19 protein-coding genes, 3 pseudogenes and 1 riboswitch are annotated in these 23,002 nt (G+C 70.8%); of the genes and pseudogenes, 13 read left to right on the top strand and 9 right to left on the bottom strand.

The features are described from left to right. Window positions 1-20 precede the first annotated feature (20 nt). Window positions 21-1,037, bottom strand: a complete 1,017-nt coding sequence (locus tag ACYVD1_RS01050) for a FecCD family ABC transporter permease (protein WP_460766249.1) — start codon at window positions 1,035-1,037, stop codon at window positions 21-23. Beyond that, window positions 1,034-2,113, bottom strand: coding sequence for an ABC transporter substrate-binding protein (locus ACYVD1_RS01045; RefSeq protein WP_460766244.1), 1,080 nt, complete (start codon window positions 2,111-2,113; stop codon window positions 1,034-1,036). Before ACYVD1_RS01045 ends, ACYVD1_RS01050 begins: the two co-directional genes overlap by 4 nt. 60 nt (window positions 2,114-2,173) lie before the next feature. Then, a riboswitch (cobalamin riboswitch) is annotated at window positions 2,174-2,385 on the bottom strand. A gap of 132 nt (window positions 2,386-2,517) precedes the next feature. Between ACYVD1_RS01045 and ACYVD1_RS01040 the strand changes: the two genes are divergently transcribed. Together ACYVD1_RS01040 and ACYVD1_RS01035 are read left to right on the top strand one after the other, a co-directional pair. Beyond that, window positions 2,518-2,661: a hypothetical protein gene (locus ACYVD1_RS01040; protein WP_460766241.1), complete on the top strand. Its 144-nt coding sequence runs from the start codon at window positions 2,518-2,520 to the stop codon at window positions 2,659-2,661. Window positions 2,662-2,679: 18 nt separating this feature from the next. Next, window positions 2,680-3,663 carry a reverse transcriptase domain-containing protein gene (locus ACYVD1_RS01035; protein ID WP_460766238.1) on the top strand — a complete coding sequence of 328 codons (984 nt, stop codon included), beginning with the start codon at window positions 2,680-2,682 and terminating at the stop codon, window positions 3,661-3,663. Window positions 3,664-4,030: 367 nt separating this feature from the next. Here the strand turns inward: ACYVD1_RS01035 and ACYVD1_RS01030 are convergent, their stop codons facing one another. The 3 genes from ACYVD1_RS01030 to ACYVD1_RS01020 all read right to left on the bottom strand — a co-directional run bounded on the left by ACYVD1_RS01030 (window position 4,031) and on the right by ACYVD1_RS01020 (window position 7,690). Next, the gene (locus ACYVD1_RS01030) at window positions 4,031-5,575 is read right to left on the bottom strand and encodes a protein kinase domain-containing protein (protein ID WP_460766235.1); all 1,545 of its coding nucleotides are present in this window, start codon (window positions 5,573-5,575) and stop codon (window positions 4,031-4,033) included. Between the two features lie 55 nt (window positions 5,576-5,630). Continuing rightward, window positions 5,631-5,954: a hypothetical protein gene (locus ACYVD1_RS01025; RefSeq protein ID WP_460766232.1), complete on the bottom strand. Its 324-nt coding sequence runs from the start codon at window positions 5,952-5,954 to the stop codon at window positions 5,631-5,633. Window positions 5,955-6,154: 200 nt separating this feature from the next. Then, on the bottom strand, window positions 6,155-7,690 hold the full coding sequence (locus tag ACYVD1_RS01020; RefSeq protein WP_460766229.1) for an alpha/beta fold hydrolase: 1,536 nt from the start codon (window positions 7,688-7,690) through the stop codon (window positions 6,155-6,157). A 110-nt stretch (window positions 7,691-7,800) separates the two neighbouring features. Here ACYVD1_RS01020 and ACYVD1_RS01015 point away from each other — a divergent pair, with 110 nt between their 5' ends. Together ACYVD1_RS01015 and ACYVD1_RS01010 are read left to right on the top strand one after the other, a co-directional pair. Beyond that, window positions 7,801-8,391, top strand: a complete 591-nt coding sequence (locus ACYVD1_RS01015) for a helix-turn-helix domain-containing protein (protein ID WP_460766222.1) — start codon at window positions 7,801-7,803, stop codon at window positions 8,389-8,391. After that, entirely contained in the window at window positions 8,388-8,711 is a 324-nt protein-coding gene (locus tag ACYVD1_RS01010) for a response regulator transcription factor (RefSeq protein WP_460766219.1), read from the top strand. The genes ACYVD1_RS01015 and ACYVD1_RS01010 overlap by 4 nt, the downstream gene beginning before the upstream one ends. 121 nt (window positions 8,712-8,832) lie before the next feature. On the opposite strand, the gene ACYVD1_RS01005 is transcribed toward ACYVD1_RS01010, so the two are convergent. Continuing rightward, window positions 8,833-9,738, bottom strand: a complete 906-nt coding sequence (locus ACYVD1_RS01005; protein WP_460766213.1) for an oxidoreductase — start codon at window positions 9,736-9,738, stop codon at window positions 8,833-8,835. 201 nt (window positions 9,739-9,939) lie between these two features. Between ACYVD1_RS01005 and ACYVD1_RS01000 the strand changes: the two are divergent. Beyond that, window positions 9,940-10,948, top strand: a pseudogene (locus ACYVD1_RS01000) (zinc-binding dehydrogenase). A gap of 90 nt (window positions 10,949-11,038) precedes the next feature. On the opposite strand, the gene ACYVD1_RS00995 reads toward ACYVD1_RS01000, so the two are convergent. Beyond that, on the bottom strand, window positions 11,039-11,902 hold the full coding sequence (locus tag ACYVD1_RS00995; protein WP_460766209.1) for a nicotianamine synthase family protein: 864 nt from the start codon (window positions 11,900-11,902) through the stop codon (window positions 11,039-11,041). 140 nt (window positions 11,903-12,042) lie between these two features. Between ACYVD1_RS00995 and ACYVD1_RS00990 the strand changes: the two genes are divergently transcribed. The 7 genes and pseudogenes from ACYVD1_RS00990 to ACYVD1_RS00960 all read left to right on the top strand — a co-directional run bounded on the left by ACYVD1_RS00990 (window position 12,043) and on the right by ACYVD1_RS00960 (window position 19,178). Then, window positions 12,043-12,879, top strand: coding sequence for an ABC transporter ATP-binding protein (locus tag ACYVD1_RS00990; protein WP_460766206.1), 837 nt, complete (start codon window positions 12,043-12,045; stop codon window positions 12,877-12,879). Window positions 12,880-12,946: 67 nt separating this feature from the next. Then, on the top strand, window positions 12,947-13,795 hold the full coding sequence (locus ACYVD1_RS00985) for an ABC transporter ATP-binding protein (protein WP_460766200.1): 849 nt from the start codon (window positions 12,947-12,949) through the stop codon (window positions 13,793-13,795). A gap of 21 nt (window positions 13,796-13,816) precedes the next feature. Further along, window positions 13,817-15,124, top strand: a complete 1,308-nt coding sequence (locus tag ACYVD1_RS00980; protein ID WP_460766196.1) for an MDR family MFS transporter — start codon at window positions 13,817-13,819, stop codon at window positions 15,122-15,124. A gap of 199 nt (window positions 15,125-15,323) precedes the next feature. Beyond that, window positions 15,324-16,778 (top strand): ABC transporter substrate-binding protein, encoded by a 1,455-nt coding sequence (locus ACYVD1_RS00975; protein ID WP_460766193.1) that lies wholly within the window; start codon window positions 15,324-15,326, stop codon window positions 16,776-16,778. Further along, window positions 16,775-17,710: pseudogene (locus tag ACYVD1_RS00970) on the top strand (ABC transporter permease); the annotation flags it as partial. The gene ACYVD1_RS00975 and the pseudogene ACYVD1_RS00970, both read left to right, overlap by 4 nt. Before the next feature lie 357 nt (window positions 17,711-18,067). After that, window positions 18,068-18,532, top strand: a pseudogene (locus ACYVD1_RS00965) (ABC transporter permease subunit); the annotation flags it as partial. A gap of 202 nt (window positions 18,533-18,734) precedes the next feature. Continuing rightward, on the top strand, window positions 18,735-19,178 hold the full coding sequence (locus ACYVD1_RS00960) for a hypothetical protein (RefSeq protein ID WP_460766190.1): 444 nt from the start codon (window positions 18,735-18,737) through the stop codon (window positions 19,176-19,178). Window positions 19,179-19,372: 194 nt separating this feature from the next. Here ACYVD1_RS00960 and ACYVD1_RS00955 read toward each other — a convergent pair whose 3' ends face one another. After that, entirely contained in the window at window positions 19,373-21,535 is a 2,163-nt protein-coding gene (locus tag ACYVD1_RS00955) for a hypothetical protein (protein WP_460766187.1), read from the bottom strand. 141 nt (window positions 21,536-21,676) lie between these two features. Further along, complete coding sequence (locus ACYVD1_RS00950; RefSeq protein ID WP_460766181.1) at window positions 21,677-22,318, bottom strand: hypothetical protein; 642 nt, start codon at window positions 22,316-22,318, stop codon at window positions 21,677-21,679. 252 nt (window positions 22,319-22,570) lie between these two features. Here ACYVD1_RS00950 and ACYVD1_RS00945 point away from each other — a divergent pair. Then, window positions 22,571-23,002 (top strand): zinc finger Ran-binding domain-containing protein (locus ACYVD1_RS00945; protein ID WP_460766176.1); only part of this gene is annotated, 432 nt, incomplete at its 3' end.

Below are 23,002 nucleotides of genomic sequence, written 5' to 3'. Positions count from 1 at the left end.
TGAACTGGATCCGGGAGAGCTCACGTCTGCCTCCTCGAGCGGTACAGAACGGCGATGAAAGCGGGCACGCCGACGAGCGAGGTGACCACACCCACAGGGATCTCCTGCGGGTCCAGGACGGTCCGGGCCAGCGTGTCCACCCACACCAGGAACACGGCCCCGATCAGCGCGGTCACCGGAAGCAGCCGGGCATGCATCGACCCGGTCAGGATCCGGGTGGCGTGCGGCAGGATCAGCCCGACGAACCCGACCGCGCCCACGCTGCTCACGAGTGCGGCGGTGAGCAGGGCAGTCGCGGTCAGCAGCAGCACACGCGCCCGCGCCACACGCACGCCGAGCGAGGCCGCGGCCTCCTCCCCGAAAGCGAACGCGTCCAAGGTGGTGGTGTGGGCCAGGCACACGGCCAGCACGACCACCAGGACTCCCGCGCACAGAGCCACGTCGGCCCAGCCCACGTTGCTGAAGGAACCCAGCAGCCAGAAGAGCACGCCCTGCGTGGTCTCGGCGTCGGCCGACAGGAGCACGATGAACGAGGTCAGGGCCGAGAAGAGCTGCATGGCCGCGACCCCGGACAGCACGACCCGGTCCATGGTCCCGCCGAGGGTGTGGCTGAGCAGCATGACCATCCCGAAGGAGAGCAGCGCACCGAGGAAGGCCCCGGCCGACAGGGAGAGCACACCGGCGCCCCAACCGAGCACGATCACCGCGACCGCACCGGTGGAGGCGCCGGACGAGACCCCGAGCACGAAGGGGTCGGCCAGCGGGTTTCGCAGCAGGGACTGCATGACCGCACCGCACAGGGCCAGCCCCGCCCCGCACACCGCGGCGATGAGGGTGCGCGGCATGCGCAGGTCCCACACGATGCCGTCCTGGATGGGGGTCAGGGGGCTCTCGCCGATCCCGAGGCGGGCACCGAGCGAGGCCCACACCTCGCCGGGGGTGATGGCCGCGGGGCCGATGGTCACGGTCACCGAGACCGACACCGCCAGCGCCGTCAGCCCGCCCACCAGGAGCAGGGTCAGGCGGGCGCCTCTCACTGGGCGAGCCCGAGATCCCGAAGTCCGTCGGCCACCTGCTCGACACCCTCGACGGTCCGGATCGAGGGGTTCATGGCCTGGCCGCTGAGCAGGACGTAGCGCTCCTCCTGCACGGCGGTCAGGTTGCTGGTGGCGGGGTGGTCCGCCAGGAAGGCGATCTTCTCCTCGGCCGACTCGGCGGTTTGGGAGTCGCGCGTGAGGTCGCCGAGCACTATGGCGTCGGGGTCGCGGTCGGCGACGGTCTCCCAGTTGATCTGGGGCCACTCCTCATCGGTGTCGTCGAAGGCGTTCTCCGCGCCGATCTCCGCCGTGATGGCCCCGGGCGCGCCGCAGCAGCCGGCGAGGAAGGGGGACTCGGAGTTGGCGAACCAGTACATGAGGGAGACGTCGGAGGCGTCGAGTCCTTCGGTCGCGGTGTCCACGCGGCTCTGGAGTTCGCCGACGAGTTCGTCGCCGCGATCCTCGGCGTCGAAGAGGTGGGCGAGGTCTTCGATCTCCTCGTACACGGCGTCGAGGGTGAGCTCCTCGGACCGGGAACCGTCGCCGCCGCCTTCGTTGTCCTTGCCCCAGGCACAGTCGGACGGTGAGACGTAGGCGGGCACGCCGAGGTCTTCGAACTGGTCACGGGTGGCGACACCGCCCTGGCCGACCGTGGAGGCGAACGAGGCGCTGACGAAGTCCGGTTCGGTGTCCAGGACCCGTTCGAAGGAGGGCTGGTTCTCGGCCAGGCGCGGGATCGCATCGGCCGCCTCTTCCAGACCGTCCATGACCGGGTCGGTCCAGGTGGCGCTGCCGACGATGCGGTCCTCCAAGCCGAGGGAGAGGAGGATCTCGGTGCTGCCCTGGTTGAGGGAGACGGCCCGTTCCGGCGGCGCCTCAGCGGTGACCTCGTGGCCGCAGTTGTCGAGAGTCCGCGGGTAGCCGGCCGCATCGGCGTCGGAGGGGCCGGCCTCGGTCCCGTCGGGGGACGTGCAGGCGGCGAGCAGGAGGGAGGAGGTGAGGAAGAAGGCCGTCACCCGGAATGGGTTGCGACGGGACGTGTGGGAGAACGCGTAGCGGGTCGCGAGCTGGGACATGGGTGTGCCTCAGAGGTGTCGGGGCTCGAGCGCGGAGCCTGGTTTCTGATTCCTCGTGCACGTGCAACGGAGGTGCCAGCAGGTCTTCGGACTCGGGTTCAACCGGACGGAGCGCCTTCCCAGGCGGCGCCTCCCCGGCCCTGCGGTCGAGGGGGCCCTTCCCAGTGGCATTCGTGCTCCGCCCGTCCCCCACACCGCTGCGCGTCAGTTCCGGATTCACACCGGATTCCCTGACCACATCTGTGGTATCGACTGGCCGGGGAAGAGTACCAAGCCACCTGAACCCGGGGAGCCCCGACCCATCTGTATAAGATCTGGAACCGGCTCTCCTCGGGCACCTATTTCCCGCCGCCGGTGAAGGCGGTGGAGATCCCCAAGGCCGGGGGTAAAGGGGTGTCCTGGGCGTGCCGACCGTGGCTGACCGGATCGCCCAGACGGTGGTCGGGATGTATCTGGAGGCGAAGGTCGAACCGATCTTCCATCCGGACTCCCATGGCTACCGACCTGGGAGGTCGGCGTTGGACGCGGTCGGGGTGTGCCGTCGGTAGTGCTGGCGGGCCAACTGGGTGCTCGATCTGGACATCCGGGCGTACTTTGACACCGTTCCGTGGGACCTCGTGCTCAAAGCGGTCGCCCACCACATTGCACCGGACCAGAAATGGATCCTGCTCTATGTCGAGCGGTGGCTGCAAGCACCGCTGCGGCAGGAAGACGGGATGCTGGTCGAGCGGGATCGCGGGACCGCGCAGGGGCCGGGTATCTCACCGTTGCTCGCCAACCTGTTCATGCATTACGCGTTCGACGGCTGGCTGGTGCGGGAATTTCCCTCGGTCACCTTCGAACGGTACTGCGATGACGCGGTGGTGCACTGTCGCAGCCAGAAGCAGGCGATCTTTGTCAGGGATGCGATCGCGCGGCGGCTGAGGGGCAGCCTGGAGTTGCATCCGGACAAGACCCGCATCGTCTACTGCAAGGACGCGGACCGGCAAGGCTTGTATGAGCACACCAAGTTCACGTTCTTGGGGTATGAGTTCCGGCCGCGGCTGGCCAGGAACAAGCACGGGAAACACTTCGTGTCGTTTCTGCCGGCTGTGAGCACGGACGCGATGAAGGCCATGGGGCGGGAGATCCGGTCCTGGCACCTGGCCCGCCGCAGTGACAAGTCCCTGGACGACCTTGCGCGCATGTTCAACAGCATCGTGCAGGGGTGGGTCAACTACTACGGGCGCTTCTACAGTCCGAGTTGCTCTACTTCCTCCGCGGGCTCAACCGGCAGCTGGTCTGGTGGGCCTGTCGGAAATACAGACAACGGCTGCGCAACCGGGAACGCCGTGCGATGGGCTGGCTTGCCGAGATCGCTTGTCGGTCTCCGCGCCTGTTCGCGCACTGGCGTCTTGGTGCACGTCCTGACGGTTGGGCGATGGGAGTCGAATGCCTGGAAATCGGGCCTGTCCGGTTCGGGAAGGGGCCTTCGGAAAGGGACCTCAGCCGGAGGCGCCTCGTCGGCGGCCCACTTCACTCGGAGGGCGGGCCGTGGAAACCTACCGTGAGCGATCACTGCAAGGCGCCACGGTCCGACCCTACTGAGGGGATGAGCGCGTAGGTATTGTCCGAGCCTGGTAGGGGAGTGCGACCAGGGCACTGTGGACCACCAGCCAGACCGTCCTGTTCTTCACCGGCCCGGAGGTCGGCGGGAAGCTGGTCGTGACCGCTTGCCTCGACCAGAGCTTCGCCCTGGTCGACCCGGAGTTCCCGGTCGCGTGAGGACAGCCGAGTCGACGCCTTAATCGGCCAGGGCAAACACGCGCGCGAGGACCCCACGGCCGACCGTGGCGACGCGTTGGCCAGAGGTGCTCCCACCCGCACCCCGTCGGCGCGGAGGAGTTCTGCGACCAGGACCGAGGCTTCTCCGCACAGTCACGACCCGGGCGGACCAAAGGAGGCGGCGACCTCCTCCACGAGGGGCCGGTACACCTCACGCAGGTCCGCGGGAAAGTTGGCGAAGAGGAAGTACTCGGCCCGCTCCTCGGTCCGGAGCTTCCGCTGCTCGAGGAGCCACCGCTCGGACTCCGCACGCGCAGGGTTGGTGTGGAGTCCCTCCAAGGACCCGACGTCCCACACCTCGGACCCAGGGGAGAGGTCCTCCAAAACCAGGAACTCCCAGTCCTCGAGGCCGCCCTCAGCGTAGCCCTCCTCCCAGCGCTTCAGCCCTTCCACACCGGGCGTCGGTTCACCGTCGTGGTGGTACACGCTGAGCACCAGCGTCAGGTCCTCCACGTACGGGTCGCGCAGGGTGTATCTGACCACGGCCGCATCATTGCCCTCCAGAGCCTCATCGGTCATGTCCGTGCTCTGCCAGTCCTCCGGCACCCGGGCAGTGAAACTGTCGTTCTCCAGAGTCGTGAACCCGATCTCCTCGACCGGGGGCAGCGGGCCCGCACTGTGCGTGGGTGCCGGGGAAGTCGGCTCCTCTCCGGCCTCGACGGGGGACTCCGGCGGCGTCCACGGCCCCCTCAGGTTCCCCCAGGGGCCGGTGAACACGGCGGCGGCGACCACGGCCACTGCCAGGACCGAGCTGAGGACGGCGGTCACAGGACCTTTCCGGAACGGGCGCCGCCCGACCGGGTCGGAACCCACCGATCTCCCCTCGTCCGACGGTTTCCCGACCAGCTCCAACGCGCGTTCCACGGTCAACCGCTGATCGGGGTCGCGGACCAACAGCCCTTCGATGAGCTCACGCAACGGTCCCTCGCACGGTGGCGCGGGGATCGGGCTGGCCAGGATCGCGCTGAGACTGGTGGCGAGGTTGTCCCTCCGGAAGGGCGACTCCCCGGACACAGCCGCGTACAGGGTCGCGCCCAGACTCCACAGGTCCGAGGGCGGCTCGGCGCTCTTGTGTTCCAGCCGCTCGGGCGCCAAGTACTCGGCGGTGCCCAAGACCGAACCGGTCGTGGTCAGTGACACCGAACCGCTCTCCAGGACACTCGCGATGCCGAAATCGGTCAGGACGGCAGTCGGCTCTCCGCCGGTGAGCATGATGTTGGCCGGTTTGATGTCGCGGTGCACCACCCCGGAACGGTGGGCCGCCGACAGGGCTTCGAGCAGGGTCCGTGCCACGGACAGGGCTTCTTCGGCCGTCAGCGGCCCCGCCTCGTTCAGGCGGGTACGCAGGGACACACCGTCGATCAAGGACATGACGATGAACGGAGTGTCGTCGACCTCCAGGACGTCGTGCACGGTGACCACGGAGGGATGGTTGATCCGGGCGGTGGCTTGCGACTCCCGCGCCACCCACGCCTTGGCCGACTCCCGAGCTTCCCGGGACAGGTGTTCTGGGAGTAGCACCTCCTTGATGGCGACCTCACGGCGCAGGCGGGGGTCGTGGGCACGCCAGACGACTCCCATGCCGCCGCTGCCGAGCTCGCCGCGTATCAGGTATCGGTCGATGGAGGTCCGCTGCATCGTGAACTCTCAGGTGGGGACGGAGGCACCAACAGGGTAGTCCCCCTGGCCCGCCTCACCTGGGCCTCCGGTCGCGTGCCCGCCAGGCGTGGCCGTGTCCGTCGAGCTGCACCCGGTTCGGGGAGCAGATTCTGACCCCGCAGTAGTCCACGTCGTCCCACGCCCGGTCCCAGTCGGCGGGGTCCTCCCGTTCGAAGACCAGACGGTCATAGCCGGAGTAGTCGTCGTTGCGGTGGGTGTGGTCGATGTTGCGCGGGACCTCACGGGCCGGGCTCACCTCCTCGTTGAAGCAGTACTCGACGGTGGTCCGGTGCTCACCGTCGGGATTGTGGAAGACGGCGTTCTCGAACGGCTCCCCGCCTTTCAGCGATCGCCTCACTGCCCACACCGGACTCGCGTGTCTAATACGACAAGAAGCGCCAGGAGGGAAACACCACGTCCCAGCGACCTCGCCCCTTCCCGGCGACGTATCGATGTGCTCTCCGCATGCTCCGAGACGGCACCTCCTACCAACCCCCAGGGCAGCTTGACGAAAACCACTGGGGAACCCTTACGCAACACACCCGGGTACGGCGGCGGTCAGCCGCGGGCGTCCGGGCAGGTGGTGCCGTCCTCGGGCGGGGACGCCGTCACTAGGAAGTCGTCGACGGCCTCGGTCACGCACTCGCTGCCGCTGAAGAACCCGTAGGCACCGTGCCCGGCGCCCTCGTAGGTGAGGAGGGAAGCACGGTCGCCGAGCTGTTCGGCGACGCGGGCGGCCTGGTTGTGGCCGGTGATCGGGTCCGCGACGGTGGAGGTGAGCAGGATCGGTGCCTCCCGGTCCGTCTCCTGCCCGTGTTGGGGTCTGGTGGCTGGGTGGTGCCCGCCCAGGCAGTCGGCGATTCGCTGAACGGCGTTCGGACTGAGCCCCACGTCCGGGCCGTGTTCGTCACCAGTGCGTTCCATGAGGTCGTGCCACCCCTCGTGGTCATCGACGGCGAGGTCGTAGTCGGAGCAGAAGTTGGCCACGGAAAGGCCCCGCGAGTCCTGGATCTCGACCGGCGGCCCGGCGTCCTCCTCGTCCCCGCCGCAGGCAGTGCCCTCGGCCACCTGCCCGGAGCCGAGTGCCGCCAGGTGGTCGGCCAGCCCCGCCCAGTCCGGCTCGTACGCACACTCGTGGACCTGTTCAACGAGCTCGTAGGAGGTGAGGGGGCCCTCCTGCCCCTCCAAGCCGTCGGCATCGGCCCGTTCGAGGAGATCGGCCCAGATCTCGGGCACGCTTTGACCATGGAGTGCACACGAGCCCTCGTCAGCACACCAGTCGACGAACGCGTCGAAAGCTGCCTGCATGGATTCCACGCGCAGTCCCACGAAGTCTTCGGTGTCCGCGTTCCGGTCGACGAGACCGTCCAGAGCCATGGCCCGTACACGGTCCGGGTACTGCTCAGCATAGAGCGCACCGACAGCCGTGCCGTATGAGGTCCCGTAGGCGGTGATGCGCTCTTCCCCCATGGCCGCACGGACGGCGTCGACGTCGTGGGCGACGGAGAGGGTGTCCACGTGGTCGTACAGCGGCCCGGTGTGCTCGCGGCAGTCCTCCCGCAAGGCGCGGTTGTACTCGACCCGTTCGTCGAAGTCCTCCTGGCTGTGCAGGTACGCGTCGGGCTCGGCGTCCAGCAGGTCCTCGGAGCAGACCACGGCCCCGCTGTCGTTGACCCCGCGCGGGTCGAGGCCGACCAGGTCGAACTGTTCCCGTACCCGTTCCCCGAAAAGCTCCGGCATGAAGCGCACATGGAGCGCCCCCGGGTCGCCCGGCCCACCGGCGAGGTACAGGAGCGGGCCGATGCGCTCGTCGGGGTCCTCGGCAGTGTGCCGGGTCAGTGAGAGGTCGACGGTCGCGCCGTCGGGGTCGTCCCAGTCGACGGGCACGGTGAGCGTTCCGCATTCGGCACCCTCGCCGCCACCGCACGGCTCCCACTCGAGGGCCCCGTCCCAGGAGCCGGTGTCGGCGGCGCCCCGGCCTTCTCTGTCAACGCCGGGGTCGTCCGCACACGCCGTTGCTGACAGGAGAAGAGCGAGACCTCCAACGACGGAGGCTTGCACCTTGCGGTGTGTGGTGTGCGTTCGTGGGTCCATGCCACGAGCCTCCACCGATGAGGAGAGCGTTGTCAGTAGCCCTGGGTGCCGAACGAGGTGCACAAAAGTGCAGGTTGACTGCCCTCCCCCGAAGCGAGGAAAATGGGAACATGTATTCTGAGAAGAGTCCTTCCGAAGTCATGGGTCCTCGTCGTCTCCGGGCCCTGGCACACCCTGTCCGACTCGATCTCCTCCAGCTCCTCTCCGAGGAGGGCAGCCTCACCGCGAGCGACGCCGCCGAACGCCTCGGCCTCACCCCGAAGACCTGCTCCTACCACCTGGGACTGCTCGGCCGTTACGGGCTGGCGGAGGAGACCGGGGAGGGTAAGGGACGGGCGCGCCCGTGGCGGATCGTGCCCACCGACCTCGGGTACAGTCCGTCCTCGGACGACGATCCCGAAACAGCACGCACCCAGGACGAGTTCGCCCGCGCTGTGCTCGACCGCGACGGCCGCATCGTGCGCGAGTTCATCGACCGGCGCCACCGCCTGCCCTACGCCTGGCGAGGCCTGTCGAAGATGTCGAGCACCCCGCTGCGCCTCACCGCCGACCAACTGGCCGGACTGCGCGACGAACTCTCCGAGGTTATCGACCGCTACCAACAGGCCGCGCGGGATACGCAGCCCGGAGCCGTGCCGGTGCACGCGGCCGTCTACGCCGTGCTGTCCGACGTCGGCGCTGTTCCGCAGGAGGACTCGTGAGCACCGCCCTCTCCCCGATACAGGTGGAACGCCTGCTCTCCGACCTCGCGCGGGCCCTCGCGAGCACCCCGGCGCACGCGGACGAGCCCGCTGCCGACCTGCCCGAACCCGGGGCCCTACTGCGGCTGACCCCACGCGAACGCGAGGTCCTGGCGTTCATGGCCCGCGGACACTCCAACGCGGGCATCGCCGCCGAGCTCGTGCTCAGCGACAGCGCCGTCGCCAAACACATCAACGCGATCTTCACCAAGCTCGGCATCACTTCCCACCGCGCGCACAACCGGCGGGTCCTCGCGGTCCTCGCCCACTTGCGCACGTGAGCTGGGCCGCGACGCTGAGACCGGTGACGGGGTCCACGTGTTCCACGTCGAGGAGGCGTTCACCTGTCTTCCAGGGCGGAGGGGGCGCCGAGGCGTCAGCTCATGGCCATTGCCAGGTGGGTCACGATCGGGTCCACTGTGCGCTTCCGTTGAACGCGGTCCCGGTGAGCTCTTCCGAGAGGTCCCAGAGACGTTGTGCCGATCGCGGGTCGCTGGCCTGAGCGCTGCGCCCGACCAGGGCCGGGTGACCGTGCATCTCGCGTCGGCCGTCGGGTCCGACGTAGCTGGCGCCCGGCAGGTCCTGAGTCGCCGCGTACAGGCTCGGTAGCGCGCCCATCGCGGGGTTCTGGGCGAGTACGGACCCGGCCAGCCTCGCCGCGCCGACCAGGATGCGGCCCCGTCCCTGTGTGCCGAGGTTGGACGCGGTGTAGCCCGGGTGCGCCGCCAGGGACCGGACGGCGGAACCGCGCTGGGTGAGCAGTCGCTGCAGCTCGAGGACGAACAGGAGGTTGGCGAGTTTGGACTGGCCGTACGCCTCGACCGGCCGGTAGGCGCGGTGGTGAAAGTTCGGGTCCTCGAAGTCGACGGTGCCGAACCGGTGGGCCCCCGAGGAGAGTGTGACGACGCGGTCGGTGATGTACGGGAGGAGCAGGTTGGTCAGGGCGAAGTGGCCGAGGTGGTTGGTGCCGAACTGCATCTCGAACCCGTCGGCCGTGGTCGCGGCCGGCCCCATCGCCACGCCGGCGTTGTTGACGAGCACGTCGAGGCCGCCCCGCCAAGTGTCGGCGAACGCGCGGACGGAGGCCAGATCGGCCAGATCGAGCCTGCGCACCTCGTTGCTCCCCCGTACGGCCTGGGCCGCCGCTCTGCCGCGGTCGGGGTTGCGGACGGCGAGGACGACGTGCGCACCGGCACGGGCGAACCCTCGGGCGGTCGCCATGCCGACTCCGCTGCTCGCGCCGGTGACCACCACCGTCCGCCCGTCGAGCCGCGGCATGTGGTCGAAGTTCCATCGCGTCTGCGCCATCGGATCGGTGCTCCGTTTTCCTGCCGGACTTCTGCCGGGTTCGGGAGGGGCGGGCTCGTTGTGATCTTTCTCGGCCTCTACAGATACCAGTCTGCCGTGCCTCTCGCCGTGCCCGGACCTGCACGGAGGCCGCGGAGGAAAGGCGGGGGAAAGGTGGCGGTGCTGGTGTGGTGTGCAGCAGTCGAGTGCGGAGGAGTTCCCATGCGCGCCGTCGTCATGCACGGCCCCCGCGACGTTCGTGTCGAGGAAATCAAGGACGCCGCGGTCATCGAACCGACCGACGCGGTCATCCGTGTCACCGCCACCTGTGTCTGCGGATCCGACCTGTGGCCCTACCGGGGTGTCCAGCCGCAGGACGGCCCAACCCCGATGGGCCATGAGTACATCGGAGTTGTCGAGCAGACCGGGCCCGAGGTCCGCGACGTCCAAGAGGGTGACTTCGTGGTCGGATCGTTTGTCGCCTCTGACAACACCTGCGAGAACTGCCGGGCCGGATACCAGTCCTTCTGCGTTCGCCACGTCTTCCTGGCCGCCGTCGGTACCCAGTCGGAGTACGCACGGATACCCCTCGCCGACGGCACCTTGGTGAAGGTCCCCGGCGAGCCGACACCGCGCCAGGCCCGAGGGCTGCTGGCGGCGTCCGATGTGCTCGGCACCGGCTGGTTCGGCGCGGCCGAGGCTGGAGCCGGTCCCGGCAAGACGGTCGCGGTGGTCGGAGACGGCGCGGTCGGCCTGTGCGCGGTCCTGGCCGCCAAGCGCCTGGGCGCGGAGCGGATCATTGCCGTGTCCCGCCATGCCGACCGCCAGCGCCTCGCCGAGCGTTTCGGTGCCACGCACATCGTGGAGGAACGCGGCGACGCGGGCGCGGCCGAGGTCAAGGAGCTCACCGGCGGCTACGGTGCGCACGCGACCGTGGAGGCTGTCGGTACCGGGGAGTCCATGAAGCAGGCCATCCGCTCGACGCGCCCCGGTGAGAGCGTCGCCTACGTCCGACTCCCTCACGGGGTCGAGCTGGACGGCACAGAGCTGTTTTTCTCCGGGGTGCGCCTGCACGGCGGCCCGGCTCCTGCCCGATCTGATCGACCAGATCATGACCGACCGGATCGACCCGGGAGCCGTCTTCGACGTCACTCTCCCGTTGGCGGAGGCCGCTGAGGCCTACCGGGCAATGGACGAGCGCCGCGCCACCAAGGTGCTGCTTACTCCCTGATCTGTGGCGGCACCGTGCCGCGTCAAGCAGCGCCCCGTCGAGCCGCGCCCCGCCGCGTCGGGCTCGGCGGGGCGCGGTGCTCTTGGCCGGTCAGCCGTACACGGTGGGGCGGGCGATCAGCACCGAGTTGACCACGTCGTCGCAGGGGTGCATCTCCACCAGTGCGGTGAAGCCCTCCAGGTCGTCGGGGGACACCGCGGGGTAGAGCGCGGTGCGCAGGCGGTGGGCCGAGCGGGTGAGCAGGTGGGCGTCGGGGCGCATCGCCTTGGCGAGAGGCCGCGTGATGTCGCGTTTGGCCGCCCCGTCGCTGCCCGCGAGCGCGGCCAGGAGCACGCCGTCGCTCAGGGCGACCGCGGGGAGGTCCGCCGACCCCCGTGCGTCGTCGCAGACGGTGTCGACCATCGCCGCCAGTCCCAGCGCGCGGACCAGCTCCGAACCGAGTTCGCACGCCTCGGCGTCGTGGTCGACGTTGGTGACGCGCACACCGTGGTCCCGGGCCAGGACCAGCCCGGTCAGCGGGAGCGGGCCCGCTCCCAGGACCACGGTGGACCGCGGCGGTTCGGCGCCGACGGCGAGCAGGCCGGCGAGCTCGAAGCGCACCAGGCGCTGGTAGTTGCGCAGGTAGGGGAATCGTCTCAGCTCGGCCCAGGGGTCGTCGGCGGCGATGACGCGCCGGGCCCAGGCGCGTTCGAGCTCGCTCTCCCCGCGGGAGCTGACCGCGCGCAGGGAGTCGATGAGGGCAGCGGCGGCCGGGTCGCGGAGCACCTGGCCGGTCAAGTGGTCGTCGATGACGGTGCACAGCTCGACCAGGCGTCCGAAGGCCTCGTTGACCTCGGGACAGGGGCGCAGGTCCGTCGCGTTGAGCCGGGCGGCGAGCTCGTGGAGTTGGGTGAGGAAGTCGGATGTGGCGCGTGTCTTGGTGGGGGAGAGCGCAATCGGTGGTGTCTCAGTCACGCCTGACCATTCCGTGAAGGTGGGTGCGGTTCTGGCGCCTGGGGCGGTGAGTCGCCCGAGGCGCCTTGATGCGGCTTAGGGGGCCGTGGCCGCGAAGGGGCGGTCGCGAAGGCATCGGTAGTTATGATAATCATTTTCATATGGATCATGCCAACGATGCCCGGGAGCCGGGGATGCTCGAAGTGCGGAACCTGCGCGTGTGCGCTCGCGGTGGCGGCCCGGACCGACCGGACGGGGCACCCTTGGTCGACGGCGTGGGCTTCGCGCTCCGGCCGGGTGAACGGGTCGGCCTGATCGGCGCGTCCGGCTCGGGCAAGTCGGTGACGGCCCTGGCCCTGATGGGGCTGCTTCCGCAAGGGTGTGTGGCGGAGGGGAGCGTGCGGCTGGCCGACCGGGAGCTGCTCGGCCTCGACGAACGGCGTCTGAGCCGGATCCGCGGCAGCGGGATGACCATGGTCTTCCAGGACGCACTGAGCGCGCTGAACCCGCTGACGCGTGTGGGGCGCCAGGTCGCCCAGCCGTTCCGCCGTCACCAAGGGAGGGGCCTGCGCGCGGCGGACCGGGCGGCAGTGGAACTGCTCGGACTGGTCGGGCTCGACCGGCCCGAGCAACAGGCCCGCGCCTTCCCCGCGCAGCTCTCCGGAGGCCAGCGGCAGCGCGTCTGTATCGCCATGGCGCTCGCCTGCCGGCCACGCCTCCTCATCGCCGACGAACCGACCACCGCACTGGACGTCACGGTCCAGGCCGACGTCCTGGACCTGCTCGACCGGATGCTGGGCCTGGAGAACGACCCCCGCCCCGGCCTGCTGTTCATCACGCACGACCTCGCGGTCGTCTCCAGAGTCTGTGAACGGCTGCTGGTGATGCACGAGGGCCGGATCGTCGAAGAGGGCCCCGTCGAGCGGCTGCTCAGCAGTCCCCGGCACGAACGGACCCGGTCCCTGCTGTCCGACGCGAGAGCAGCCGCGGCCCCGTGAGCCCCGACCCCGAACCGAGGCCCGACCCTGCTCCCCCTGAACGCCCTTCCAGAGAGGACCCTTGTCCATGACCTCTCCCGCCTTGCTCACGGCCGAAGAACTCTGCCGCAGTCACCGTTCCCGCCCCGCGCTGGTCTCACCCGCCCGCGAGGTGCGCGCCCTGGACCGGGTGAGCTTCACGCTGGCCCCGGGGGAGCGGCTGGGCGTGGTCGGCGAGTCGGGGTCGGGTAAGTCCTCCCTGGTCAGAGTCATCCTGGCGCTGGAGCGGCCGGACTCGGGGGAAGTCAGGTTCGGCCCCGACCAGCGGCCGGTGCGCGCGGGCAGTGCGCGCCGCACCCGCTGGTTCCGATCCCGCGTGCAGTTCGTGCCCCAGGACCCCGGAAGCTCCTTCAACCCCCGCCTGCGTGTGGGGGAGAGCATCGCCGAGCCCCTGGTCTGCCTGAACGTCGGCACCGACCACGGCTCCCGGGTCGCCGAGGTCCTCACCGCCGTCGGGCTGGACCCGGACATGGCCCGACGCTTCCCCGGCGAGTTCTCCGGAGGGCAGCGCCAGCGCCTGGCCATCGCCCGGGCGCTCGCCCCCGAACCGAGCCTGCTGGTCGCCGACGAGCCCGTGAGCGCGCTCGACGTGTCCTCCCGCACACGCGTCATCGAGCTGCTGAAGGGGTTGAGCCTGGCCCGGGGCCTCGCCCTGGTGCTGGTCTCCCATGACCTCGGCGTGGTCCGAGCCCTGTGCGATCAGGTGCTGATTCTGCACGAAGGGCGGGTCGTGGAGCAGGGCGCCGCCGCTGAAGTGCTGACATGTCCGAACGAGGAACACACCCGGCGCCTGGTCGACGCGGTCCCGCGCCTGCCGACGCCCGAGCCCGTCCACGGTCCCGGAGCACGGGCCACCCAGAACGACACCACCCGCTGACCCCAGTGAAGGATCCCATCCGTGTCCACCGCCGCCAGGCGCCGCCCCAACCCGTTCCGCAGATGGTCGCTGCTGACCAGATTCACCCGGCTCAACGGCATCACCCGATTGCTGCTGCTCACCCAGCTCGCGTTCAACCTGGGCTTCTACCTCGTGGTCCCCTTTCTGGCGGTGCACCTGGCCGAGGACCTGGCCATGGCGGGATGGGCTATCGGTGTCGTGCTCGGAGTGCGCACGTTCAGCCAACAGGGGCTGTTCGTGGTCGGCGGCGCGCTCGCGGACCGCTTCGGGACCCGGTGCGTGGTACTGGCAGGGTGCGCCGTGCGCATCGCGGGCTTCCTGGTGCTGGCCGTCGCCCCCACCTTCCCGGTGGTCCTGGTCGGGGCGGTGCTGACCGGGTTCGCTGGCGCCCTTTTCTCCCCGGCAGTGGAGGCGGCGCTGGCCGAGGAAGGGGCCGACTGCGAGCGGCGCGGGGTGATGACCCGCGCCGAGCTGTTCGCCCTCTTCGCGGTCTGCGGAGAGATCGGGTCGGTGACCGGGCCGGTGCTGGGCGCGCTGCTGCTGAGCGTGGACTTCTCCCTGACGTGCTCGGTCGCCGCACTCGCCTTCACGGTCATCCTGGTCGCCCACTACCTCCTGCTGCCGCGAGCGCCCGGCCGCAGTTCGGACGAGCCGGTCCTGTCCGGATGGGCCGATGTGCTGCGCAACCGCGCCTTCCTGGTGTTCGCGCTGGGTTACAGCGCCTACCTGGTCAGTTACAACCAGCTCTACCTGGCGCTCCCGGTGGAGCTGGGCCGGTCCACGGGCGGCCAGTGGGCGCTGGGCTGGATGTTCGCCCTCGCGTCAGTGCTCATCCTGGTGTGCCAGCTGCCGTTGGCGGCCTGGGCACGGGGCCGCCTGGGACCGGTCCGCGCACTGCCGCTCGGATTCGCGCTGCTGTCCGCGGCCTTCGCCGGTGTGGCGGTGAGCGCCCCCTTCGAACCGCTCGGTGGGGGGTGGTCGCTGGCCCCGGCGGTGGCCCTGGTGGTGCTGCTGACCTTCGGCCAGATGCTGTCCGTTCCCGTGGCCCAGGACCTGGTGGCGCGCTTGGCGCGCGGGCAGCGCCTGGGCAGCTACTACGGGTTCCTCGCCTCGATCGGCGGCGTGGCCGTGCTGGTGGGCAGCGCCGTCATGGGCGCACTCCTCGACCGGGCCCACACCCCGGCACCCGAAGCGGCGCTGCCCTGGGCGGCCATGGCCGCCGTGCCGGCCGTGGGCGGCGTGCTCGTGTGGCTGGTCGCCCGGAGAAGGGCACCCAAGCCCGTACCGGAGCGGAGTGCGGCCGTGTGACCGCCGTCCCCGGCCCGTAACACCCCTCGGGCACCCTGCCTCCCGGCCTGCGCGGGCACGCCTCCGGCCCGTGTGCGCTGACTTTCAGCGCACACCTCTGCCTTCCAAATGAAAACGATTGTCATTTATAGTTTCCCTGGCGCCCCTGAAACGGAGACCGTTCCCCATGGCTTCCCCACTCCCGCGCACTAGCGCCACGATGAGTGCCCTAACCGCCCTCGCGCTCCTGGCCACCGGTTGCTTCGCCGAGGGCGGAACCGAAGACGACACACACCTGCGCGTGTCCTTGGCGTTCCCCCCGGTCCAACAGATGTCGCCCTACAGCGACGACGCCCTCCTACTCGGCCGCGTGGGCGCAGCCGAACCCCTGACCAGAGTCAGCGACGGCGGCGAGCTGGAACCCCTGCTCGCCCTGGACTGGGAACAGACCGAGGACACCGTCTGGACGCTGCGGCTCCGTGACGACGTCGACTTCCACGACGGAACCCCGCTCGACGCCGACCACGTCGCCGAGGCACTCAACCACGCCACCGGCGCCAGCCCGAAGCCACGAGCCCTCGCGGGCGTCGGCATCGAGGCCGAGCCCGACGGCGAAGACACCGTCAGCATCACCACCGACCCGGCAGACCCGATCCTGCCGCAGCGGCTCTCATCACCGGAGCTGGCGATACTCGGGCCGACGGCCTACGAGGACGACCCCGCCGTCCCCGACCCGGTCGGTGCCGGCACCGGACCCTTCGAGCTGGTCGACGTCGACCGCGGCTCCGCAGAGCTCACCGCCCACGAGGACTACTGGGCCGGGACACCCGCGGCCGATGGAGTCGACGTGAGCTTCGTGGAGAACGACGCCACCCGCGTGGGAGGTCTGCGCACCGGTGAGGTCGACATCGTCGACGCGGTGCCGATCGCGGAGGTCGACAACATCAGCGGCGGACACCTCGTCGAGGTGAGCACCCCCCGCACCGTAGGGCTGATGCTCAACTCCGAAGACGGCCCCTTCACCGACCCCGCACTACGGGCGTCCGCGGTCAGCGCCGTCGACACCGGGCCCATCGTCGAGGGGGTGTACGAGGGGCGCGCCGACGAGGTCGGCGGCCTCTTCGGCCCCGTGAGCGAATGGGCCGAGGACCGCCCCGCCCCGGACATGCAGGGAGCGGGCGACGCCGACGGAGAGACCGTCTCCCTGGCCACCTACAGTGACCGGCCCGAACTCGCCGAGGCCGCCTCGGCGGTAGCCGAGGACCTGCGAGCGGTCGGCTTCGAGGTCGACGTCACGGTGCAGGAGTTCGCCACCATGGAGTCCGACCTTCTAGAGGGGGCGTACGACGCCGTGATCGGCACCCGCTCCTACCTGGTGGAGACCAACGACCCGGTCGGCTACCTCGCGTCCGACTGGAGCTGCGGGGGCAGCTACAACCTCGCCCGGTTCTGCGACGAGGAGATCGACGGCATGATCGCCGACGCCTCGGGCGAGGTCGACCTCGACGACCGCCTGGCCGCGGCGGTGGAGGTCGAGACCGCTGTCCTGGACACCCACACGTTCGTGCCGCTGGCGGGCGAGCGCGCCCGCGTCGGTGTCGTGGACGGGGTCGACGGCGTGGCGGAGGACCCGCTCGAGCGGGCCATCATCACCTGGGAGACGCAGAGACAGTGACCGAGGGGACGAAGCAAAACCGAACCGTCACACGCACCGGATCCTCCCTCTCCCTGATCCGCGGGCCCGCCGTGGTGGCCGCCTCCCTCACCGGGGTCGCGTTCGTGGTCGGGGCGCTGCCCTGGCTCAGCGGCAACGACCCCGCGCAGACGGTCCTGCGGGCCCGGTCGGCTGAACGGGAAGCGGATCCGCAGGCCCTGGAAGCGATCCGCGACGAACTGGACCTGCCCGGCGACCCGTTCAGCGCCACCGTGGACTGGTTGAGCCGGGCCGCGACCGGCGACTTCGGAGTGTCCTGGGTCAGCGGCGCACCCGTCGCCCCAGCACTGGCCGACGCCACCGGCGTCTCGGCCTCGCTCGCCGGGGCCGCCGCCCTGGTCGCCCTGGTCAACGGCCTCACCGTGATCCTGCCGGGGCTGGTGCGCGCGGTGCGGACCGGCCGCCCGGCGGGGCGCGGGGCCGACACGACGGGGGCGGTCCTGGCCGCCACCCCGGACTTCCTGCTGGCCTCGGTCCTGCTCTCCGTGGTCGCCATCGGGTTGACGGCGGCCCCCTCCGCGGGATGGCAGGGGCCCGAACACATGGTGCTCCCGGCGCTGGCCCTCGGGCTACCCACGGGGGGACTGCTGAGCCGCGTCCTGGCCGGGGCTCTGGCGGCGACCCTGGCGGAGAACTGGGTGCGTACCTGGCGCGTCGTGGGCTACGCGCCGCTGCCCCTGGCCACGGCCCTGATGGTGCGCACGGTCGCGGTGGCCCTGCCGCAGGTCCTGCTCATCTTCGCCGGGCTGGTCGGCTCCTCGGTCATCGTGGAGCGCGTCTTCACCATCCCCGGGCTCGGGCACATGGCATTGGACGGTGTGCTCTCCCAGGACCTGCCCCGTGTCCAGGCCGCGGTCGCGGTGCTGGTCGTGCTGGGTCTGCTGGTCGGCGGTGTCGGCATCGCGGCGCACCGGGCACTGCTCGGACCGGCCCTGGGGGCATCCGGGCTGGCCCTCGCGGTGGCGGTGGCCCCGCGCAGGACGCGCGCGCCCCAGGTGGTCGGTGCCGTGCTGCTGGCGGTGATCGCGGTGGGGCTGCTCCGCGACCCCGGTGCGGTCGCGCTCGGCGCGCGCCTCGAACCCCCGACTCCACAGAGCCCGATGGGTACCGACGCGCTGGGTCGGGACCTGTGGGCACGCCTCAGCCACGGAGCGCTCATCAGTGTGGGGGCCGGGGTCGCGGTGAGCCTGGTGGCGCTGCTGCTGGGCACGCTCTTCGGGGTGGCCGGCCAGCGGGCCCGCGCGGGCGCGGGGGACGTGCTGAACGCGCTTCCTCCGGTGCTGATGGGAGTCCTGACCGCCGCGGTGCTCGGCCCGGGGCTGCTCGGGGCGGCCGTGGCCGTGGCATCGGTGGCGTGGATCCCGATCGCCGTGCACGCCCGTACCCTGGCGGCCGAAGTGCGGGCCTCGGGCTTCCACCAGGCGGCGATCGCGGGCGGCGCCGGCCGGGTGTGGCTCGCTCGCCGCCACCTCGTTCCGTCCGTGTTGCCCGCGGTGTCACGGCACGCGCTGATGCGCATCCCGCACAACACGCTCGCCCTGGCCGGTCTGGGTTTCCTGGGGCTCGGCGCGCCGCACGACTCACCCGAGTGGGGCGCGATGCTGGCCGAAGGTGTGCGCTACGTGGAACGGGCCCCGTGGACGGTGGCGGTGCCCGCCCTGGGACTGGCGCTGCTCGGCGTGATGGCCAGCCTCATCCGCACCGAACGGCGTTGAGAGGGAGGGCCCGGCTTTGGGCGGCTCGGGCCCTCCCAGCGGACCGTGGCGGGCTCCGCCTCCGGGGCGGGCGGTTCTGTGGCGGAATGCTAAGAACATGTGAAATCTTGGCCGAACAGCTCTCACGACCAGGGCTTTCGCGGGGCCGGTCGGTAACCTCAACGGAGGCACCACCTCTTTCGAAAGACGGGAAAGTCCCCCGATGCCCCTGCAGAGCAAGCCCGCGATGCCCGGTACGGTCACCGCCGCCCGGACCCTGCTGTTCGTGGTCTCCGGCCTGTCCGGAGTGGTCCTGATCATGAACGCTGTGGCGCTCATGGCGGTCGTGACCCACCCGGAGGGGACGGACGTGCTCCTCGCCGAGGGCGGTCAGACCATGCCCGGTGTCCTGCTCAACTTCGCGCTCGGCCTGGCCGTGATCGTGCTCCTCCTGCTCGCTGGCCTTCAGGTGGCCAAGGGAGGACGCCGGAACCACCTCGTGGTGCGCCTCATCGTGGGCGGAGGCGGCCTGGTGTCGCTCCTGCACGCCGTCCTGGCCGGTCAGAACGCCGCGTTCATGGGTTTCGTCCTGCCCCTCATCGTTCTCATGCTGCTCCAGTCGAAGTCCTCCCGAGAGTGGTTCGGCGCCGTGGAGTCCGCGCGCTGAGCCCGGCGGGTGCGAGTGATCGGCAGAAGTCCCGAGGACTTTGCCGAACCGCCCACCCCCGTTGGGTCCGAGTCCGTAGTCTGGACCCGCGCGAATCCGCGCGAGCGCCGGTGCGGGACGTAGTGGACGGGCGTCCCGCGCCGGTTTCCGCCATGCCCGGAATGCCTTTTCCGCGCCGCCTGCCGGCGGCGCGCTCAACGGGACAGCAGCCAGTGGGGTTCCCAGGACCAGCCCAGGAACTGAGAGCTGTCCGCGGCGCGCGTGCCCTCCATGGCCTCGGCCAACCCGGCCAACAGAGCCTCCATCCGGGGGCGGGTGTGCGCGGGCAGCGCGGCGGCGTCGGCGACCATGCGCTCCAGGCTCTGCCTCTGCTCGGTGTCCGTGCAGTGGGAGAGGTAGAAGAGGCTCTGGCACCAGGAGGTTGCCGCCCGCCGGAGCCGGTGTTCGACGGCCACGCCGTGGTGGAGGTCGAGGAGGGCACCTGTGGTGACGGTGTGGGCGCGCAACGCCAGGTCGGCCCAGCCGGACTCAGGAACCCAGCCCAGGTCGACCAGGGTCGCCAGGTTGTGCGTGGTCAGGACCTGGGCCTGTTCGATCATCATGCTGTCGGCGACGTCCGCGCGGCGGCGTCCCCAGCGCGGCGCTTCGCAGGAGGAACCGGATTCCATGCCGGTGCGGGCACGGCACAGCCGCGCGAACGCGGTGGGTTCGCGGTAGGCGTGGTCGTTGGTGAGCCTCCAGGTGTTGCGGGCGACCCGGACGTACTCGGGGCCTTCACGCCGCTCCTCGGGAAGCGCCCGGACTAGGGCGGTGTCGATGCCGTAGTAGCGGCTGTAGACGGTGTCGTCGAGCTGGTCGGCGGCGAGCCGGGCCACCTTGGCGAACCGCGGAGAGAATTCGGGGAAGAAGGTGTGCGCCGCGACCTGGGGCAGGAACGGCGGTAGTGATCCGGTGGTGGCGGAGACGCGGTTGAGCCCTTCGGCCAGGTTGGAGGCCAGAGGGCTGGCGGGGAAGGCCTCCACGTACAGGCCGTGGACCTCGACCAGCAGGGCCCGGTGGGCCTCGTGCTCGTGTTCGGGGTGGGAGAGGTGCGCGCGCAGCGCCTGGAGCCAGGGTTCGTGGCGGTCCGGCCGCTGAGGGCGGCTGCCTTGGGCCCAGGGCGGGGTGGGAAACCGGGGCGGGTCGGGGCGGGGCCGAGGGTGGTGGCGGTCCCAGAACTGGGCCGGGTAGCGGGGGATGCAGGTCCGCTGGTGCTCGGTGAGCAGATGGGCCAGCGCGGGATCGTCGGTGCCCGTTCCCGAGAGCGCGATGCGCACCCCGGGCAGAGCGTGGACGAGCGCAGTGGCGAGGATCTCGTTGGACGGAAACCGAGGGGCGGGGGCGGATGCTGCCTCGGAAACGGGGCGGGCCGTCAAGGCGTCCTGTGCCGCCTGCGCAGACCGGAACGCAGTGTGCTGTGCGGATCCGGGGGTACCCCGTTTACGGAGCATGGCGGTGACCGCGTTGTACAGGAGACCGCGGCGGCGGGCGGTGAGCCGGTTCGACGGGACCGCCTCGCGCAGGGCCGCGAGAAGGACGGCGAGGTTCTCCTTGGGCCTGCGGTGCTTCGTGCAGTGCGGGTGCTGCTCGGCCAGCTCCCCGTACTCGGCCAGCAGCGCGGTGGCCTGTTCGGCCCAGCCGTCGGGGCGGTGGGCGTCCACGCGGCCGTCCGGCCCGAGGGTGGCCAGCCAGTGGGTGAGGACCCGGTCGGTGAACGGGTTCCAGACCGTCAGCGCCTCGTGCTGGGCCAGGGCCCGCGGGCCGGGGTGCCCGGTGCGGGCGGCCCGGGTGTTCCGGGGCCGCTGGGGACGAGCCGCGTCAGCCCGGAGCTGAGCGGCTACCGCCGCGATCCCGTCCCGGCGCCCGGCGGGTCGGCTGGATGCCGAAGCTCCCGGGAGCGGGGTGAGCGGAAGCTCGCTGACCTGGGCCTCCAAGGCGGCCATCAGTCGTAGCGCGGCGGGCACGTGCCCTGCCCGGACCAGCCAGGCCACTGCCAGCAAGGACGCTTCCTCGGGGTTTTCCAGGTGGTAGTCCCGGCTCTCCAAAAGCGCGGTGAGGTGGGCGAAGCCGTCGCGGCTGAGGTGGTGGGCGTACAAGGCGGAGCGGCTGTTCGGTAGGCCGTAGCGCTGTTGGAGGGACCCTTCGTGTGGGCGGAACCGCCGCCAGAAAGTCTCTGTGGAGCGGACGTGGACGGCGAGGTGGTGCCGGAACCGCAGCCTGTCCTCGGCCAAGGCGCGGACTTCGGGGTCCTCGTCGCCGAGGGCACGGGTGAGGAACGCGGCGGGTTCACCGAACGCGGGAGTGTACTGGTCGTGCATAGCCAGCGTGGCGGGTCCTGCCCCCGCACCCTCCGGATGGATACTCCGGCGCTCTGCTGTTGAGCTACACGCTGCGGGCCAGAGGCTAACGGATCCGGGTGCGCACTGCGAAACGGATTTTCGGCCCGCCGACCGATGCGGTCAGGCGGTGGACCCGAGGCCGTGACGCGGGATGAAGTAGGTCGAGAGCTCGAAGATCCGGGTGGCGCTGGGCAGGGTCGGGGACTCGTTGCGGAGCCCGCGCAGGCACGGGCACCAGTCGGCGTTGCCCTGCAGGTGGCAGGCCTGGACCCCGAGCAGCCGCAGGGTGAGGGCCAGGTCGCGCAGCGGCGGGTGCGGGTCGACGGGGCGCATGCCTCGGGTTTGGGACCGTGCCGCGACCTGGTTCTGGCGGGCCCCGGCCAGGGCGCGGACGATGCGGTGTTCCGCGCCGTCCCGCAGGTCGGCGAAGCCGTCGTCGGCGATGGTGCGCAGGGTGTTGTGGGCGACGGCCCTGGTCGGGTGGCAGGCTCGGGCCATCGTCTCCAGGGTGGGGCAGTCGGCGGTGGCGCGAGGGCTCGTGAGGCGGCGCCACAGGCGGTCGGGCACGAGGTCGGTGAAGGTGTGCAGTGCCGTGCGGGTGTGCGCGGTGTACCAGCCGCGGACGACCGCGGCGTCCGCCGGGCGCTGGATCAGGGCGGGGGCGGGTTTGGGGCCCATCAGGGCTCGCAGGGACGCCCCGTTGCGGCGGGGGCGGTCCAGCAGGTCGGGGTAGCCGGTCCAGGTCGCGGGGCGCTCTGCCATACCTCCGAGGGTCGGCGAAACGGGAACGGAGTTCCATGGCCGCGGAGGTGAGGGTCGTCGGGCCTTCCGGTAAGCAGGGGGATTCGGGGCCGGTGCCGGTGTGGCTCCGGTGCCGGGTGTATTTTCCCCTTGTGCGTGTGTACGGACCGGTGTTGCATGTTCTGTGGTTCCGCTGCCGTTTTGCGGTGCGCATCGTACGGTGAGTGCCCGAAGGCAGCGGTCAGGTCGCCTTGGGTGGAGGAGCGCGTACGCATGGCTGACGGCAACTGGCAGTGCGGGATGTGCGCGGCCTACAACGAACCGTCGAAACAGGCGTGCATGGTGTGTGAAACCGTCCGGGCACTGGGTGCACGCGGAAACACCGCCGAAGAGGGCGACCTGCTCGCCCCCGGACTGGGCATGTTCGCCGACCACGGAGAGAGCGCGCGGTATCCGACCCCGGACGAGGGGGAGCTGCCTCCGATGCGCGTGATGGAACCGCCGCCGCCACGGCCCGGGACGGCCGTGCCCGACCGTGACCGGGCAGGTCGGGTCCCGGGTCCGGGCCCGTGGCATCGGCCGCGCTCGGATGGGGGGACGCGAGCGGAGGCGGGTCCCCCGCCGCGCACGGCTGCGGATCGGCGAAGGGCCCCGGAGCCGCGCCCCCACGAGCTGGAGGCGGACGTGGGCACCGGGGCGCCGCCC

Source organism: Nocardiopsis nanhaiensis (genome assembly GCF_054778635.1).
The sequence above is the reverse complement of the archived record's forward strand: the minus strand, read 5'-3'. Positions and strand labels throughout refer to the sequence as shown.

What these genes read in the sequence shown, in the direction of transcription:
- ACYVD1_RS01045 (WP_460766244.1), bottom strand. Translation starts at nt 2,113, where the DNA reads ATGTCCCAGCTCGCGACCCGCTACGCGTTCTCCCACACGTCCCGTCGC.
- ACYVD1_RS01030 (WP_460766235.1), bottom strand. Translation starts at nt 5,575, where the DNA reads ATGCAGCGGACCTCCATCGACCGATACCTGATACGCGGCGAGCTCGGC.
- ACYVD1_RS01020 (WP_460766229.1), bottom strand. Translation starts at nt 7,690, where the DNA reads ATGGACCCACGAACGCACACCACACACCGCAAGGTGCAAGCCTCCGTC.
- ACYVD1_RS01015 (WP_460766222.1), top strand. Translation starts at nt 7,801, where the DNA reads ATGTATTCTGAGAAGAGTCCTTCCGAAGTCATGGGTCCTCGTCGTCTC.
- ACYVD1_RS01005 (WP_460766213.1), bottom strand. Translation starts at nt 9,738, where the DNA reads ATGGCGCAGACGCGATGGAACTTCGACCACATGCCGCGGCTCGACGGG.
- ACYVD1_RS00990 (WP_460766206.1), top strand. Translation starts at nt 12,043, where the DNA reads ATGGATCATGCCAACGATGCCCGGGAGCCGGGGATGCTCGAAGTGCGG.
- ACYVD1_RS00985 (WP_460766200.1), top strand. Translation starts at nt 12,947, where the DNA reads ATGACCTCTCCCGCCTTGCTCACGGCCGAAGAACTCTGCCGCAGTCAC.
- ACYVD1_RS00975 (WP_460766193.1), top strand. Translation starts at nt 15,324, where the DNA reads ATGAGTGCCCTAACCGCCCTCGCGCTCCTGGCCACCGGTTGCTTCGCC.
- ACYVD1_RS00960 (WP_460766190.1), top strand. Translation starts at nt 18,735, where the DNA reads ATGCCCCTGCAGAGCAAGCCCGCGATGCCCGGTACGGTCACCGCCGCC.
- ACYVD1_RS00955 (WP_460766187.1), bottom strand. Translation starts at nt 21,535, where the DNA reads ATGCACGACCAGTACACTCCCGCGTTCGGTGAACCCGCCGCGTTCCTC.
- ACYVD1_RS00950 (WP_460766181.1), bottom strand. Translation starts at nt 22,318, where the DNA reads ATGGCAGAGCGCCCCGCGACCTGGACCGGCTACCCCGACCTGCTGGAC.